The 15,744-nt window shown below is 44.4% G+C and carries 12 protein-coding genes; 6 read left to right on the forward strand and 6 right to left on the reverse strand.

The features are described 5' to 3' along the window. Window positions 1-71: 71 nt before the first annotated feature. Window positions 72-998, forward strand: coding sequence for a tRNA modification radical SAM protein MnmL/YtqA (mnmL, locus tag NBH07_RS07825; RefSeq protein ID WP_009018032.1), 927 nt, complete (start codon window positions 72-74; stop codon window positions 996-998). On the opposite strand, the gene NBH07_RS07830 is transcribed toward mnmL, so the two are convergent. The 3 genes from NBH07_RS07830 to NBH07_RS07840 all read right to left on the reverse strand — a co-directional run bounded on the left by NBH07_RS07830 (window position 984) and on the right by NBH07_RS07840 (window position 2,922). Next, window positions 984-1,478 (reverse strand): DUF4251 domain-containing protein, encoded by a 495-nt coding sequence (locus NBH07_RS07830; protein ID WP_008780000.1) that lies wholly within the window; start codon window positions 1,476-1,478, stop codon window positions 984-986. The two genes, mnmL and NBH07_RS07830, sit on opposite strands and share 15 nt — an antisense overlap. 114 nt (window positions 1,479-1,592) lie before the next feature. Next, the gene (locus NBH07_RS07835; RefSeq protein WP_005854262.1) at window positions 1,593-2,567 is read right to left on the reverse strand and encodes an alpha/beta hydrolase family protein; all 975 of its coding nucleotides are present in this window, start codon (window positions 2,565-2,567) and stop codon (window positions 1,593-1,595) included. 19 nt (window positions 2,568-2,586) lie between these two features. After that, window positions 2,587-2,922: a DUF6565 domain-containing protein gene (locus tag NBH07_RS07840; RefSeq protein ID WP_009018031.1), complete on the reverse strand. Its 336-nt coding sequence runs from the start codon at window positions 2,920-2,922 to the stop codon at window positions 2,587-2,589. A gap of 122 nt (window positions 2,923-3,044) precedes the next feature. On the opposite strand from NBH07_RS07840, the gene NBH07_RS07845 reads away from it, so the two are divergent. Together NBH07_RS07845 and NBH07_RS07850 are read left to right on the forward strand one after the other, a co-directional pair. After that, a complete protein-coding gene (locus tag NBH07_RS07845; protein WP_009018030.1) occupies window positions 3,045-5,723 on the forward strand; it encodes a calcium-translocating P-type ATPase, PMCA-type in 2,679 nt (892 codons plus the stop codon). Window positions 5,724-5,871: 148 nt separating this feature from the next. Further along, on the forward strand, window positions 5,872-6,459 hold the full coding sequence (locus tag NBH07_RS07850) for a hypothetical protein (RefSeq protein ID WP_009018029.1): 588 nt from the start codon (window positions 5,872-5,874) through the stop codon (window positions 6,457-6,459). Window positions 6,460-6,464: 5 nt separating this feature from the next. Here the strand turns inward: NBH07_RS07850 and NBH07_RS07855 are convergent, their stop codons facing one another. Both NBH07_RS07855 and NBH07_RS07860 read right to left on the reverse strand, forming a co-directional pair. After that, window positions 6,465-8,579 (reverse strand): outer membrane beta-barrel family protein, encoded by a 2,115-nt coding sequence (locus NBH07_RS07855; protein WP_039848791.1) that lies wholly within the window; start codon window positions 8,577-8,579, stop codon window positions 6,465-6,467. 222 nt (window positions 8,580-8,801) lie between these two features. Then, window positions 8,802-9,317, reverse strand: a complete 516-nt coding sequence (locus NBH07_RS07860; RefSeq protein ID WP_009275617.1) for an FKBP-type peptidyl-prolyl cis-trans isomerase — start codon at window positions 9,315-9,317, stop codon at window positions 8,802-8,804. A 129-nt stretch (window positions 9,318-9,446) separates the two neighbouring features. On the opposite strand from NBH07_RS07860, the gene NBH07_RS07865 reads away from it, so the two are divergent. From NBH07_RS07865 to NBH07_RS07875, 3 genes are all read left to right on the forward strand, one after another. Then, on the forward strand, window positions 9,447-11,681 hold the full coding sequence (locus NBH07_RS07865; protein WP_009018026.1) for a S9 family peptidase: 2,235 nt from the start codon (window positions 9,447-9,449) through the stop codon (window positions 11,679-11,681). A 15-nt stretch (window positions 11,682-11,696) separates the two neighbouring features. After that, complete coding sequence (locus NBH07_RS07870; RefSeq protein ID WP_005854246.1) at window positions 11,697-13,556, forward strand: mechanosensitive ion channel family protein; 1,860 nt, start codon at window positions 11,697-11,699, stop codon at window positions 13,554-13,556. 100 nt (window positions 13,557-13,656) lie between these two features. Beyond that, on the forward strand, window positions 13,657-14,265 hold the full coding sequence (locus NBH07_RS07875; RefSeq protein WP_005854244.1) for a hypothetical protein: 609 nt from the start codon (window positions 13,657-13,659) through the stop codon (window positions 14,263-14,265). Between the two features lie 108 nt (window positions 14,266-14,373). Here the strand turns inward: NBH07_RS07875 and NBH07_RS07880 are convergent, their stop codons facing one another. Beyond that, entirely contained in the window at window positions 14,374-15,591 is a 1,218-nt protein-coding gene (locus NBH07_RS07880) for a C1 family peptidase (RefSeq protein ID WP_009018025.1), read from the reverse strand. Window positions 15,592-15,744 lie beyond the last annotated feature (153 nt).

Below are 15,744 nucleotides of genomic sequence, written 5' to 3' on the forward strand. Positions count from 1 at the left end.
TTATTTCAGATTGAAACGCGAAGTTAGCATAAAAAAGTGATTCAAATTGCGAGAAATCGTATCTTTGTCTTATGAAAAAAACTAAACGATATTATGAATTTGGGGATTTTCTACGGGATCTATTCAAATTCAAGGTTCAGAAGATTTCCATAAACGCAGGCTTCACCTGCCCGAACCGAGACGGGTCTAAAGGATGGGGCGGTTGCACCTATTGTAATAACCAAACATTCAGTCCAGAATACTGTCATACGGAGAAAAGCGTTACCGAGCAATTAGAGGAAGGCGTACGTTTTTTTTCCCGCAAATATCCGGATATGCGGTATCTGGCCTACTTCCAAGCCTACACGAATACATACGACCGATTAGACTCTCTTATTCTCAAATATGAGGAAGCGCTTGCCTATCCCGGAGTAGAAGGATTGATTGTCGGCACTCGTCCGGACTGTATGCCGGAAGGTTTATTGGATTATTTTGCGGAGCTTTCCCTGCGAAAATTCGTCATGATTGAATATGGATTGGAAAGTACGCTTGATAAGACCTTAGTCCGCATAAACAGAGGGCATACCCATGAAGAATCGGAATCCGCTATCCGTCGTACGGCGGCAAAAGGTATTTACACCGGGGCACACCTGATACTCGGACTACCGGGAGAAAGTAGGGATGAAATATTACACCATGCGGATGTCTTATCACGCCTCCCGATCACGACACTTAAACTGCACCAATTGCAGCTAATCAAGAATACCCGCATGGCGAAAGAGTTCAAGGAAGATCCTTCTGATTTCCATTTATATACGGCTGATGAATATATCGAATTAGTGATTGACTTCATAGAACGACTGAACCCCTCTATCGTAGTAGAGAGGTTCGTATCACAATCCCCCAAAGAGCTACTGATCGCACCGGATTGGGGTTTAAAGAATTTCGAATTTACCGCTAAGGTAAATAAGCGGATCGAGGAAAGAGATACACGGCAAGGACGACTATTTCAAGTCTAAGGCGACATCACCATAAAAGGTAATAGCCTGTTTATTCACGGGTGTCACATTGATTGTCACCGAGCCATTCGGATAGACTTCCACCCGAAACATGTATACATCCTCTTTGGTCTTTACACGGAACTTGATTTCGGAACTACCTTTCTTTTCAGAGGTTTGCTCCTTCTCTGCCGCCACTTCTTTAAACGTCAAGCCCTCTCCACCACCATAAGGAGCAGAGTAAGCACGTCCAAAGTAAGGAAGATAAGACAGGATCGAGTCACCATGTATTTCCAATGAGTAGGGGGAAGTAAGATTGACGGATCTCCCGGCCATCGGTACGGCACGATCCACATCGATCTTAATACGACCGCTATCCACGATCTCCCTCACTACTCTCTCTTTTTGCTCCTTCCGCTCTTGCTTACTTTGAGCAAAAAGGGATTGCCCTGCACAAAAAAGGACAATCCCTAAAAATCCAACTAACCTTGTTAATCTCATAACCTTAATAAACTAAACACACTATTAATCACTCTATATAGTAAAGACAATCCTTCGGGTGAATAGTTTAATCTAAAAAGGTCAAATTAAGGCTGTTTATATTTCATTATCATATTAACGCAAATTATCCAAGATATAATCCTGTACGGTAAAATCTTTCCGTACGATCGTATCACCGGGAACACGTTCGTCTGTCGTGATCGCTAAATTCTCATCGCCTAAGACTTGACGGCTCAAGAAGCTCATGATATCGTATTGGTTCCGGGACATAGGGAGCCCAGAGATCTCATGCCCCGCATTCTCTACCTTATAAAAATAATAGGAAGCTTGAAGATTTTCCAGACTTTTCGCTACAGCGGATGATCCCCATAAACCGCCGAGGTTCTCCATAGCGGCTTGTTCAAAAGGAACGGTTTTATCCGCATCGCCATGGAATAGCATAATCGGACAAGGCATCTTTTCCCAATGTGGAGGAAGCACACCAGAGACCGCACCGGCATATGAGATCACACCGGCATAGTTGAAACCTGCCGGTAGCCTTTTCGCCAACTCATGTCCGTTACATAAATCATACTCTGCCTGCAATACCGTAATCGCCCCGGCACTCGAACCGCTCGCTACGATCTGCTCCACATCGATGTTCCAATCCGAGCTTTGGTTGATCACAAAACCGGTAGCATCATAAAAATCCTCTACCGCCGTATCGATCGCATGCTGCAAGGCCGCGATAAAGTCCATCGGAGAAGAGACTTTAGAAGGATCCAGATTCTTCAAGGTGGTACGATAATCCGTAGAAACGACCACAAATCCGTTTCGGGCGAGGAACTCGAAATAGGGAATATATCCTTTATCCGCCTTATCTCCCCCTTTAAACCCACCGCCAAAAGCAAAAATCATCACAGGCTTTTTTAAGGCGGGCGATATAGAAGGCAACTCATACTTGTCCAAGGACAATGTATCTGTCCCTTTTATAGAGAATACGAAATTCTCTTTCTGAACTTCCACATTCGCCACAGGTTTAGGCTGCGTACAAGCGAACGAGCAGACGATCCATAAAGCAAATAGCGAATACACCCAATTTCTGTTCATCTTATTTTCGTATTAGAGGTTATTTTGTTCCTTCCTTCAAACCATCCAAGAACTTATCCACTTTCTTGGCAGCGTCTTTCACGCCCGCTTTCATTTTCAATCCGGCGTATGTCGCTTGCAATTTAATGATCTCCGCTTTCTCATCAGCGCTTAACTCTTCCTCGAACTTGGCGTAAAGATTCGTGGATAGATCCGAGAATTTCAGATCCGCCTTCTTCCAGTCCTTATCGGTATAATCAGCGGCCTCCATTTCCACCTTATCTACAAAATCACTAAACTCCTTCACATATGAATCCTTTGATTGGCAGGCGCTCAAAGCGAACATAACCAATAACATGAATAGTACTTTCTTCATCTTTTAATTAAAAATTAATTCGTTATACAACACAAATATATGCAAAAAGGTTAAACCCTTGTATATGTCGTATAACTTTACGTAATTTGCTATCCTATTTTCTTAATCAGATTAATAAATTTATGGAGAAAAAACATCAGTACCGAGGATTAACCAAACAAGAAGTAGAAGAGAGCAGGCGCCTTCACGGCGAGAATGTACTTACCCCGCCCCAGAAAGCTTCGTTATGGAGCCAATTCTTGGAGAAATTCGAAGATCCTATTATTCGTATATTATTAGTGGCATGGCTCTTGTCCATGATAATCGCTGGCGTACATTGCTGGGGACCTGAGGCGAAAGGTTTTACGGCCTTCTTGGAGCCGATCGGCATTTTCTTCGCTATCATGCTTGCCAGTTGCGTGGGCTTTTTCTTCGAGGTGAAAGCGAACAAGGCATTCGATATCTTGAATACAGTCAATGATGATATTTTAGTGAAGGTAATCCGTGACGGGAATATCTGCCAAATACCGAAAAAAGAGGTCGTCGTAGGCGATATCGTTGTTTTGGAGACAGGTGAGGAAATTCCCGCAGATGGACATTTGCTTGAAGCCATTTCCCTACAGATCAACGAATCCACACTAACCGGTGAACCGATTATTAGCAAGACAACAAACGAGGCGGATTTCGATACGGAAGCGACTTATCCGTCCAATGTAGTCATGCGAGGAACGACGGTCGTGGACGGACATGGCGTCATGCAAGTGGAAAAAGTGGGTGATGCTACCGGATACGGTAAGGTCTACGAAGGCTCGCAAATCGAGAGCGATGTAGAGACTCCCTTACAGATCCAATTGAAAGGTTTGGCCGGAGTGATCAGCAAAGCCGGATATACGATCGCCGGAGTGACGTTCATCGCCTTGACCGTAAAATTCCTTTTATCGGATAGCTTCCCCGGGATGCCGGCGATGGACATCATCGCCCATATCCTCAACTACTTTATGGTAGCGGTTACGTTGATCGTGGTATCCGTTCCGGAAGGATTACCGATGAGTGTCACGCTAAGTTTGGCCCTAAGCATGAACCGTATGTTGAAGACGAATAATCTTGTCCGCAAAATGCATGCCTGCGAGACCATGGGAGCAACTACCGTAATTTGTACGGACAAAACCGGAACGTTGACACAGAATCAAATGCAAGTCTACCAAACGAATTTCTACAACCTGAAAGAACAAAATCTTGGGGAGGATGAGTTAAGTAACCTGATCAAAGAAGGTATCTCCACGAACTCCACGGCATTCCTCGATTTCTCGGAAGAAAAGGTAAAAACCCTTGGAAACCCGACGGAGGCCGCCCTTTTACTCTGGTTGAACGGACAACACCAAAATTATCTGGAATTAAGAGAGAACGCTACGATCCTAGATCAATTGACCTTCTCTACGGAACGGAAATATATGGCTACAATCGTACAATCACCGTTACTCGGCAAGAAGGTACTTTACGTGAAAGGTGCTCCCGAAATCGTACTGGCCAAAAGTAACCGGGTGGCGATAGACGGAACTTGCAAACCGGTGGCGGAATGTAAAGCCGGCATCGAAAAACAATTATTGGATTACCAGAACCAAGCGATGCGTACGCTTGGCTTCGCTTACCAAATTATCGAGGATGGAAAGGATGAGACTTTCTTCGTAGAGGGTCGTTTGCATGATACGGATTTAACGTATTTAGGTATTGTAGCGATCTCCGATCCGGTACGTGCGGACGTGCCGCCCGCTGTTCAAAGTTGCTTGAACGCAGGTATCAACGTGAAGATCGTTACGGGAGATACACCGGGTACGGCCAAAGAAATCGGACGGCAGATCGGTACGTGGAAAACGGATGATAGCGACAGGAACATTATAACAGGTCCCGCATTCGAGGCGCTTAGCGACCAAGAGGCCTTGGAGCGTGTCTTAGACTTGAAGATCATGTGTCGTGCCCGTCCTACGGACAAACAGCGTTTGGTACAATTATTACAGCAAAAAGGCGCTGTGGTAGCGGTTACCGGCGACGGGACAAACGATGCCCCAGCCTTGAAAGCTGCTCAAGTCGGCCTCTCCATGGGAGACGGTACTTCCGTCGCCAAGGAAGCCAGCGACATCACGATTATCGATAACTCGTTCAGTAGCATTACCCGTGCGGTGATGTGGGGACGTTCCTTGTACCGGAATATCCAGAAATTCCTGTTATTCCAATTGACCATCAATGTTGCCGCTTGTCTGATCGTATTATTAGGTTCCTTATTAGGTACGGAATCACCTTTGACCATCACGCAGATGTTATGGGTAAACTTGATCATGGATACATTCGCAGCCGGAGCATTGGCCTCTCTCCCACCGAATGAACGAGTGATGAAAGATAAACCTCGCCGGAGCGGTAAGGATGGAGATTTCATTATCACTCGCCCGATGGCTTACAATATTTTCGGTGTCGGATTCGCATTTGTCGTAATCTTGATGGGCTTGTTGTTCTATTTCCATGCGCAAGACGGCTTAACGCCACACGACTTATCATGGTTCTTCAGCTTCTTCGTGATGCTACAGTTCTGGAATATGTTTAACGCGAAGGCTTTTATGGAAGGACGTTCCGCTTTCGCCAATTTAAAGGATAGTAAAAGTTTCTTGCTAGTTGCATTACTGATTTTGATCGGTCAATACCTGATCGTCACTTTTGGAGGCGAGATGTTTAGCGTAATACCTTTGTCCTTGAGAGATTGGGCGATTATTATCGGATCTTCCTCTCTAGTTTTATGGATCGGTGAGTTATTCAGGTTATCCAAAAGATAAATATATATTGTACAACTTGTAGAGACGGGACACGCTCCGTCTCTACAACTGAAAATAGTACACCTATATAATATATCAACCTAGCTATAAATAGCTATTTCCTTATTCCATTTCGTTTTTTAACTTCGCATCCCAAATTATTTAAATCATGGAACATCTATTAGAATTAGCGAAAAGAAACCAAGAAAGAGCTTGGGAAGTGATCCGGCAAACCGACATTATAAATATCTGGAAATCTGTCGGGGCGGAAATAAACTTAGTAGGCTCCTTAAATATGGGACTACTCATGAAACATAAGGATATCGACTTCCATATTTACACCTCTCCCTTCCGTATATCCGACAGCTTCCAAGCGATGGCCCGGCTAGCGGAGAACCCGCTCATTAAACGAATCGAATACGGAAACTCGCTCGATACGGAAGAACGATGTGTAGAATGGCACGCATGGTTCCAAGATCCGAATAACGAACTCTGGCAAATTGATATGATCCATATCGTAAAAGGTTCCCGTTATGACGGTTATTTCGAGAAAATGGCCGAACGTATAACCGCCGTACTGACTGACGAGACTCGACAGGCCATCTTAAAACTGAAATATGAGACACCGGATACAGCGAAAATCATGGGCGTGGAATATTACCTAGCAGTCATTCAAGACGGCGTGCGTACGTATGCAGAATTAGAGGACTGGAAAAAACAACATCCAGTCACAGGCGTTATCGAATGGATTCCATAAGAACATTATTGACCAAACCGTGAAGAATCGATCTCTTTCTTATTCTTCCGGTTCATCTTGCCCAATGTATACTTTAAAGTGAGCGATACTGAACGAGTATCCGAATAGATCGTCATATCACTCTTCTGGCTGGGATAATCAATATGCGTTTTCGCACGTAAGCCCTTTAACAAATCCTCACCTCGCAGCATTACACTTAACTTTTTCGGTATCGGATTCCAGACAAGCCCTGCCGATACATTATAATTACCATCCACATCATAGATACCTTGTATCGAAGGCGCACTATAGCGAGCATTCACTTCCAGCGATAAGTTCTTCTTCTTTGATAAAGTAAACGTATTGAACAACATCAACTGCCCGAATAACTTTTTCCGATCAAACGAAATATCGATAAACACTCCCTCATCTTGAATTAAGAAGCCCGATGCCACGAACCGTGAGCTAACCACCCCACCGATCCGAAACGGGATAACTGCCATCGCCCCGAAAGTATTATGCTTATCGAAATTAACCGATTGGTAATAGGCTCTCAACGCTTTCGTATCTTGATAATACAATTGGCGAATATAATTCACATGATGATTGGCAAATAGTCCAAAAACATATTTCTTTTTCAAGATATAATTAGCCCTAGCCATATAAATACGTTCCGGTTCCAAATAAGGATTTCCCCGTACCTGACTATACACATTCAAATAAGAAACATTCGAGCTCATGGCCCAATACGCCGGATACTTCTTATCGCTGGAAAAATTGACTTGAAGCATATTCGATGGATCGATCGTATAACTCAAGTTCAATTGTGGATAGAGATTTACCCCAGACCATAAGGTCCACTTCCGGCCCGCCGAATCAATCACCGCCTTATTATACTCCGCCGAAAGAGAAGCGCTCAACACCAGTTTCTTGCCAAAACGCTTAGAGAAACCGGCATACAATCCCGCCGTATACTCTTTTTCTTTTTGGGCAAACGTAGCTGACAGATCCTCCTGTTTATCTTGGTAGGTAAAGGAGCTATTATCCGTAAAGGATAACTGCACATTCGTGCCCGCGTTAATTTTCCATCCTTTTCCAAATACCCGTTCGTAGTTGACGAATACATTCGCCAAATGGATATTTTGCCGGGAGGTAGCCTCCACCTCTTGTTTCGTATCGGGATAATCCGAGATCATATATTGATCCCTGCGATCCTTATAATAGGTATAATCCACCCCTGCGCTCAAGTTCTTGGAATGTGCATAATTCAATCGTACATTTTGAAGATTCTTCGGGCCCGATAACTTATTATTACTTTCCGCATTCTCAATACCCACAAATAGAGTGTTCGAATATCGTTTGGAATTAGAATCCGTTATCTTGGCATAATAAGAAATATCCACCTCACGCCCCTTATCCATAAACCAATTGGCACTCGCCCCAATCGTATGGTTCATAGAACGACCTACCGCCGTATTTTCTTGCAGGATCTCATAAGGACGATCCTTCACGATAGGATAGGCGTTCATATCCTCGGTTGAACGGGAATGGTTATAATTAGCGGAATAAGATAGATCCAGACTATATTTCTTTTTGGAGTAGGATAAATTCACTAATCCGGTTGGCGAGAAGTAGAAAGCTTGCTTTCCGGTCAAAGAGATATCGGCACTTAAATCCTCATTCACTTTCTTCTCCATAATGATATTTATACTACCTCCTTTTACGCCATATTTTGGAGGAGAGCTATACAAAAGCTCTATACTCTTTACTTTGCTGGCCGAGGTAGATTTCAGAAGCTCTACAATCTGGGACAATGACATTGAGCTTCTACGTCCGTTAATAATAATGTTCGTAGTAGGGACGCCGATGATACTAACGTTGTCCCCTTCTTTCACCAATCCGGGAATCTCTCCTAAAATATCAAATGCAGTATTCACCGGTTTGGCCATGATCAAGTTAGGCACGTCGAAAGATAAGGCATCGTCCGTAACCGTAACCAAAGGACGCTCGGAAGTAACGTAGACATCCGGCAATTTTACCGTAATACTATCTTTCACCAAGATAACAGAATCTTTAGTCTGTGCATTTACAGCGACAAGAACATTCAGAAGCAACAAGAAAGGAACAATGGCAGTCTTCATAATATCAAGATTATGTTTATAATCCGCCAAATTAAAAAGAAAAAAGGAGATAAGCAACGAAACTATCGAATATTTACGAACAAATCGTATACATATTCAAAATAAAGCAATTACACCACACCTACTTATACTATTAACCCGTTGGCGGAATTAAGTAACCGTGCCAAATCTTATAAAGATAAAAGTCAGATCAAACCAAATGTGCCTTTAGTCTGATAATATTCATTCGACCTTATCCAAGGTAAAAGTAAAGATTAAAGTAGAACCTCCGGGGATACCGCTATAATCTCCATATCCATAACCTAGCGAAGCCGGGATAATCGCCTCCACGGTCTCATCCAGATGGATATTCAATAAGACACCGCTTAAGCCCGGGATAATGCCGTTCATAGAAAAACTTGATCTATCCAGTTTCTTTTGAAAGACCTGTCCATCTATAAACTTCCCTTCCAGACCTAGCAAATAGACCACGGAAGTCATCGTGGGTGTTGTTGTCCACTCATTTTCTTTCCGAATGATCCGGTATAAGGCGGTATCACCCCCTAGAACAACTTGCTTATATCTTAATTCACCCTTCTCATCTTTCTCTGTTTTCTTTTCCCAGATGTATTCCTTGTTTTTGTTGATATAAGCCAATTGTTCTTCCGAGAATTGAAGCTCATCATCATCCCCACAAGAAGTAAATCCCATCATCATGATCACTAAAAGTGACCATACATACATTGAAAGTGCTTTCATTCCGATTTCTATATAAAATTAAATTATGATTATTCTTGATTTCCGAGGCGCGAATATACAAATCCATTTTGTTATATCAACTAACTTTCCGTTCTTTGCATAAATATAGTAGTAACCAACTAATACAACATGAAACTAAATAAATTAATAGCGATCGCCACGATCAGCCTTCTGTCGGGAGGTATAAGCATGGCACAAAAAGCGTTGAATCTTGAGGATATCGTTGCCGGTAACGTCATACAAACAAAAGGCATCGGAAGCATGACTTGGCTAAAAGACGGTGAACGTTATAGCCGCTTGGAAAATAATAAGCAAACCGGAGGCACGGATATCGTCGCCTATCAAGCAAAAGATAACTCCCGTGAAGTCATTATCCCCTCATCCCTATTGACAGACAAATCTACAGGAAAGCCTATTCCCGCACGTAGTATCTCTTGGAGTGCGGATAATGAGAAAGTCTTGATTTATAACAATACCCAACGGGTATGGCGTTATGATACCCGGGGTGACTATTGGGTATTAAACCTAAAGGACGGCGCTTTACGTCAATTGGGAAAAGGAATGCCGGAATCCTCCATGATGTTCGCTAAATTCTCTCCGGATGGCACACGTGTGGCCTATGTTTCCAACAATAATATATATGTAGAAGATATAGACTCCGGGAAAATCACGCAGCTAACAAAAGACGGAAGCGATACGATTGTCAACGGAACTTTCGATTGGGTATATGAGGAGGAGTTCAGTTGCCGGGATGGTTTCCGCTGGAGCCCGGACGGAAAGCATATCGCCTATTGGCAAAGCGATACGAAAGGAACGGGAGTGTTCGACATTATTAATAATGTAGACTCCATCTACGCAAAGGTAATCCATTTCCCATACCCCAAGGCAGGAACCACCAATTCAGCCGTAAAAGTAGGCTACGTTTCCTCTACCGGCGGGAACACCACTTGGATCGCCATACCCGGAGATCCCCGGAACAACTACCTGCCCCGTATGGAATTCATCCCCGAAAGCGACGAGTTGTTCATACAGCAACTAAACCGCCCGCAGAATACAAATAAGGTATGGATCGCCAAGATATCCGATAACTCGCTGAATAATATCTTCACTGATACGGATGCCGCATGGCTGGACACGAATGATAACATACAATGGTTAAAGGACAACCGCTATTTCACATGGGAAAGCGAGCGTAGTGGCTGGCGACACTTATACCGGATAAGCCGGGACGGAAAAGAGATACAACCCATCACCAAAGGTGATTTTGATTATATCTCGCCGGTCGGGACCGATCTACAAAAGGGCTGGGTCTATTTCATCGCCTCCCCGGACAATTTCACCCAACGTTACTTGTACCGGGCTAAAGCATTCGGCAATGGGGAAGTGGAGCGTGTAAGCCCCATGGAACAATCCGGACAGCACCGCTACAATATGTCACCCACCGGCAAATGGGCCATACATACGTATAGTAACGCCTCTACCCCATCCGTTATCGACATGGTTTCTTTCCCGAAACATCAATCCGTACGCATGCTTGAGGATAATGCCCAAGCCAAGGACCAATACGCCGCCTTAGGATTAAACCCGAAAGAATTTATCAAGGTCAAGTCCGGCAATCTAACCTTGGACGCATGGATGATAAAACCTGTCGATTTCGACGCATCCAAGAAATACCCGGTTATCATAGAGGTATACGGCGAGCCGGCGAGCGCCACCGTACAAGATGTATGGGGTAACGGAGATTTATGGCAACAATATATGGCGAACCAAGGTTATATCGTGGTAAGTATCGAGAACCGGGGTGCGAATACTCCCCGTGGACGTGAATGGCGGAAATGTATTTACGGGGAAGTGGGTACTTTCGCTTCCGAAGACCAGAGCAGGGGTATTCTGGATATGACCCGTCAATATCCGTTTATCGATGCCAACAGGATCGGTATTACCGGATGGAGCGGTGGTGGTAGCCAGACCTTAAACTGCATGTTCCGTTATCCGAAAATATTCCATACTGGTATAGCGATCGCTTTTGTAGCCGACCAACGTTTATACGACACGATCTACCAAGAACGTTACATGAATACTCCGCAGAACAATCCGGAAGGCTACCACAAAGGTTCCCCGATTACCTATGCCGAGGGACTGGAAGGTAATCTGCTGCTTATTCATGGTACGGGAGATGATAACGTGCATTACCAAAATTGCGAGATGCTGGTGAACAAGTTGATCAAGAACGGAAAGATGTTTACGCAAATCAGTTACCCGATGCGTAGCCATAGCATCAACGAAAGGGAAGGAACAACTCTTCACCTACGTAAGACAATGGCTAAATACTGGCTGGAACATCTTCCGGCCGGTGGTAAATAGTTAATCCACGATTCGATGAAACAATTTTTATTGCGATTAGTGATCTTGGCAGGAATCAGTTTCCTGCCAACGGTGTCCAACGCCCAATTAAGGGAAAAGGCCGAAGAACTATTGTCTACGACATTAGGCAATGATCCGGAGGAACCAGTTACCCCAACCGATACGCTTTCGCTCGATGAGCAGCACCGGAAGGATTCCATCAAGATGCAGGAGCTAGCCCTCCAGTTGCAAGAGATGAAACTAAACGAGATCTTACTGAAAGACGAGCTGGAAAGCACGAAAAACAGCAACGCTACCGCCGACTCCCTAAAAAGGTCCGAGCAACGAAACCGTATCGATTCCCTTCGGGCACTGACTCCCGGCGTACCTGTAGTCGTGGAGGGGGATACCTTATTTCACCTTTACGCCAAGCGCGGAGGCCGCACCCCGGTTGACCGGGCTGAGGACATCCTCAATATCATGGTAAAGATCGGGACCTCGCATTCCTTGAAGAAGGATTCCATCTATATCTATGACAGCGAATACGTAACGGATATCATGTACGGAGACAAGGTTATCCTAAGTATCACCGATCAAGATGCCCTATGGCAAAATCTCAGTCGTATAGCCCTCGCTGAACAATATCAACCGATTATCCAAAACAAGATACAAGAGTTAAGGGAGCAACATAGTATCTTGCAGATAGCGAAACGGGTATTATTGTTCATCCTCGTAATTATCATCCAATATTTCCTGTTTAAGCTGACCAACTATCTGTTTAAGAAGCTACGCAGGAAAATTATCTGGTTAAAGCAGAACCGACTCAGATCTATTACCATCCGGGATTATGAATTTCTCAACACACATCGCCAAGGACGTGTATTGATGTTTTTCACCAACGTAATACGATGGATCGTGTTACTAATCCAATTAACCATCAGTGTACCGATCCTTTTCGCTATCTTCCCGCAAACAGAAGATCTAGCCTTGAAGATATTCTCCTATTTGTTGGAGCCGGTAAAGATGATCTTTAAATCGGTAGCCTCCTATATTCCGAACTTGTTTATCATCTTGGTGATCTATTACTGCATCAAATACATCGTAAAAGGAATCCAATACATAGCCAACGAGATAGAGAGCGAGAACCTGAAAATATCAGGTTTTTACCCGGATTGGGCGCAACCGACGTTTAATATCATCCGTTTCCTGCTATACGCCTTTATGATCGCCATGATCTATCCTTATCTGCCGGGATCGGACTCGGGGGTATTTCAAGGCATATCCGTATTTGTCGGTTTGATCATATCGTTGGGTTCCAGTACGGTGATCGGAAATATCATCGCAGGGCTGGTCATTACTTATATGAGGCCCTTTAAATTGGGTGACCGTATCCAACTAAACGAGACGACTGGCAACGTGATCGAGAAGACTCCGTTTGTAACCCGTTTACGTACCCCTAAGAATGAGGTAGTGACCATCCCGAACTCCTTTATCATGTCCTCCCATACAACAAATTATAGCGTATCCGCACGGCAATACGGATTAATCATCCACAGCACGGTTACGATCGGCTACGACGTACCTTGGCGGCAAGTTCATCAATTATTGATCAATGCCGCCCGCCAGACCACCGGGGTATTGCCAGAGCCGAAGCCTTTCGTATTGGAGACCGAACTAAGCGATTACTATCCCTGTTATCAAATCAACGCTTATATAAAGGACGCCGATAAACTCGGAGATATCTATTCCGACCTGCATCAAAACATACAGGACGTATTCAATGAGGCTGGCGTAGAGATCATGTCACCGCACTATTTCGCCGGACGAGACGGAAGCGCTTCCACGATCCCGACCGCTCCCTATCCGGATGACTGGGTAGAGCCTTCCAAGAAATAAATATTTCACGGTAAATAGTTAAAAATGATCCCTCACGAAACAAATCGTGGGGGATTTTATGTTATATGTCCAAACGTCACTAATAAAATAAATAATGGTAATGAAAAAGTATTTTATCGCAGTAGCGGCTATGGCATTTTTGGCCGCATGTAGCGGGAAGCAAGCCCAAAAGGATGTACCCGTAGAAGTAGAGGAAGAAGAATTCGCCATAATGTCGGCGGCTCCGGACGCTCCGTCTTTGCCACTGATCCATTCTGTTAAGGCGACCCAACCGGCAAAGCCCGTGAATATGAGGGATTCCTTGAAGGCTGATCCTAAAAAGGGACCGGTTATCCAAAAAAAGTATAAGGGAACCCTGACTTCTCCGGATAGCGTGAACGTAGATTATGACTTAACCTTGTATTATCAACAAGATAACGCAGACGAGGAAGGCGTATTCGAGTTGGATGCTCTTTATACCGTACCGGAAGCAGTAGCCTCAAGTACCGGAGCGGCGAAGAAAGCTCCTCAGAAAGCCATTACAACCGGTAAACAAAAAGTAAAGCACGGAACTCCCGATGACGCTAGCGCAGTAATCTACGAGTTGATTCCCAGTGATGGCGAACCCGTCATCTATTTCCTAGTAGAAGGGGATAACTTGACCTTGATGAACGACGCGTTGCAAAAAGCGGCGGCAGATCTTAACTACACGCTAAGACTTGTCCAATAAATTTATAGGCAGCACATCTTTGTATATATAGATCACCCCGATAGACTTACCGGATCGCCGGAAGCTATCGGGGTTTAGTTTTTATTTGAACCCTCCTTGGCAGATCGGTTATTTGATACCTAACTTGGCTTTGATCGCTTTAGGCAGGGCATCTTTATGAACCACGATATTCATGGTCTTATAACGGACAAACGCCTTGGAAGCATACCAAATACCGTTATACTTGCTGTTGGTTCCCCAAGAGTTCTTTACCATATAATACTCGTTACCTTCTTGATCTTTGGCGATACCGTAGATCTGCATACCATGGTCGTCGGTCGTCTCATAATTATCATAAGCCAACTGGCGCTCTGCTTGCGTACACCATTTCTGAGGTTGCGGTTTTGTGTTCAGCTTCTTTTCCTCCGGTTTCAATTTCAACCAATGAGCCATATCGGAACCGCTCAACTCCTGTACCTTCTCATCATCAGGCATAACGGCCACTCCGTCACGAGTAAAACCAGATTCGCTCACGTCGGAACCCCAAGCGATCGTATACCCCGTATTAATCGCGTTATCAAAGACCTCCATAAACTCATCCAGCGGCAAGTTATACGACATACCGTGACGCCAGTTATCCTGAATCTCTAGCGGGAACTGGGTATAGAACGGATGATGCGTATAAGAAGTCAATGAGACATAATCCGAAGCCTTCAAACCTGTAGACTCGAAGAAAGATTTCGGTGTATATTCCTTCCCTTTATACGTGAATTTCTCAGGAGGAACCCCCAAGTAGATCTGATGTACGGCAGCGACCGCCTGCTTCCATAACATGGCGTTATTCTCATCAGACTGCAATTTGCGTAACTTTCCTTTGGCGATAGCGGCCACCATAGCGTCGGTCAAGGCGGAAAGCTCGGTATGGTTACTCAACGTATCGGAATACATTACGCCCGGGCGCATCTCCTCTTCCGGAACCAAGCCGAATGTTTCCATTCCATAGAGCGCGTCATAGAAAGATCCACCTTGCGAGAACGACACATCCCCATGCGTACGCACGGCAGCATCGGCACGATCCAGATAGGTGTTATATACCGTAAACATCTCGGATAAGTCATACTCACCCTTTCCCAGACGAAGCAACTCAGACTCCAAGAAAGCGTATGAGGAGTAGCACCAGCACGTGCCCGCACGATTTTGGTTCTTAACAGATGTAATCGGGTTCTCTTTCACGGTCGTGAACACGAATCCCTCCTCGCTCTCTTTCTTCTCCGTGTCCTGCGCTTGGATCGTAGCGGACAGCGTCAGAGCGAATAGCATGCTTGAAACTAGAATAGTCTTTTTCATGTAAAATTTTATATTAATATTAGTATTAAGTCCGTATCACCCGCAAATGTAAGTTTTTTATCCGTAGCTAACCCTACAAAGTCGTACGTATTTGAGATATTTTATCTAAGTTTGCCTCCTCAGGAAACATAATATATAACTAATTATCTGCAA

Source organism: Parabacteroides sp. B2-S-102, from assembly GCF_023656665.1.
In the GTDB taxonomy this organism is placed as follows: domain Bacteria; phylum Bacteroidota; class Bacteroidia; order Bacteroidales; family Tannerellaceae; genus Parabacteroides; species Parabacteroides distasonis.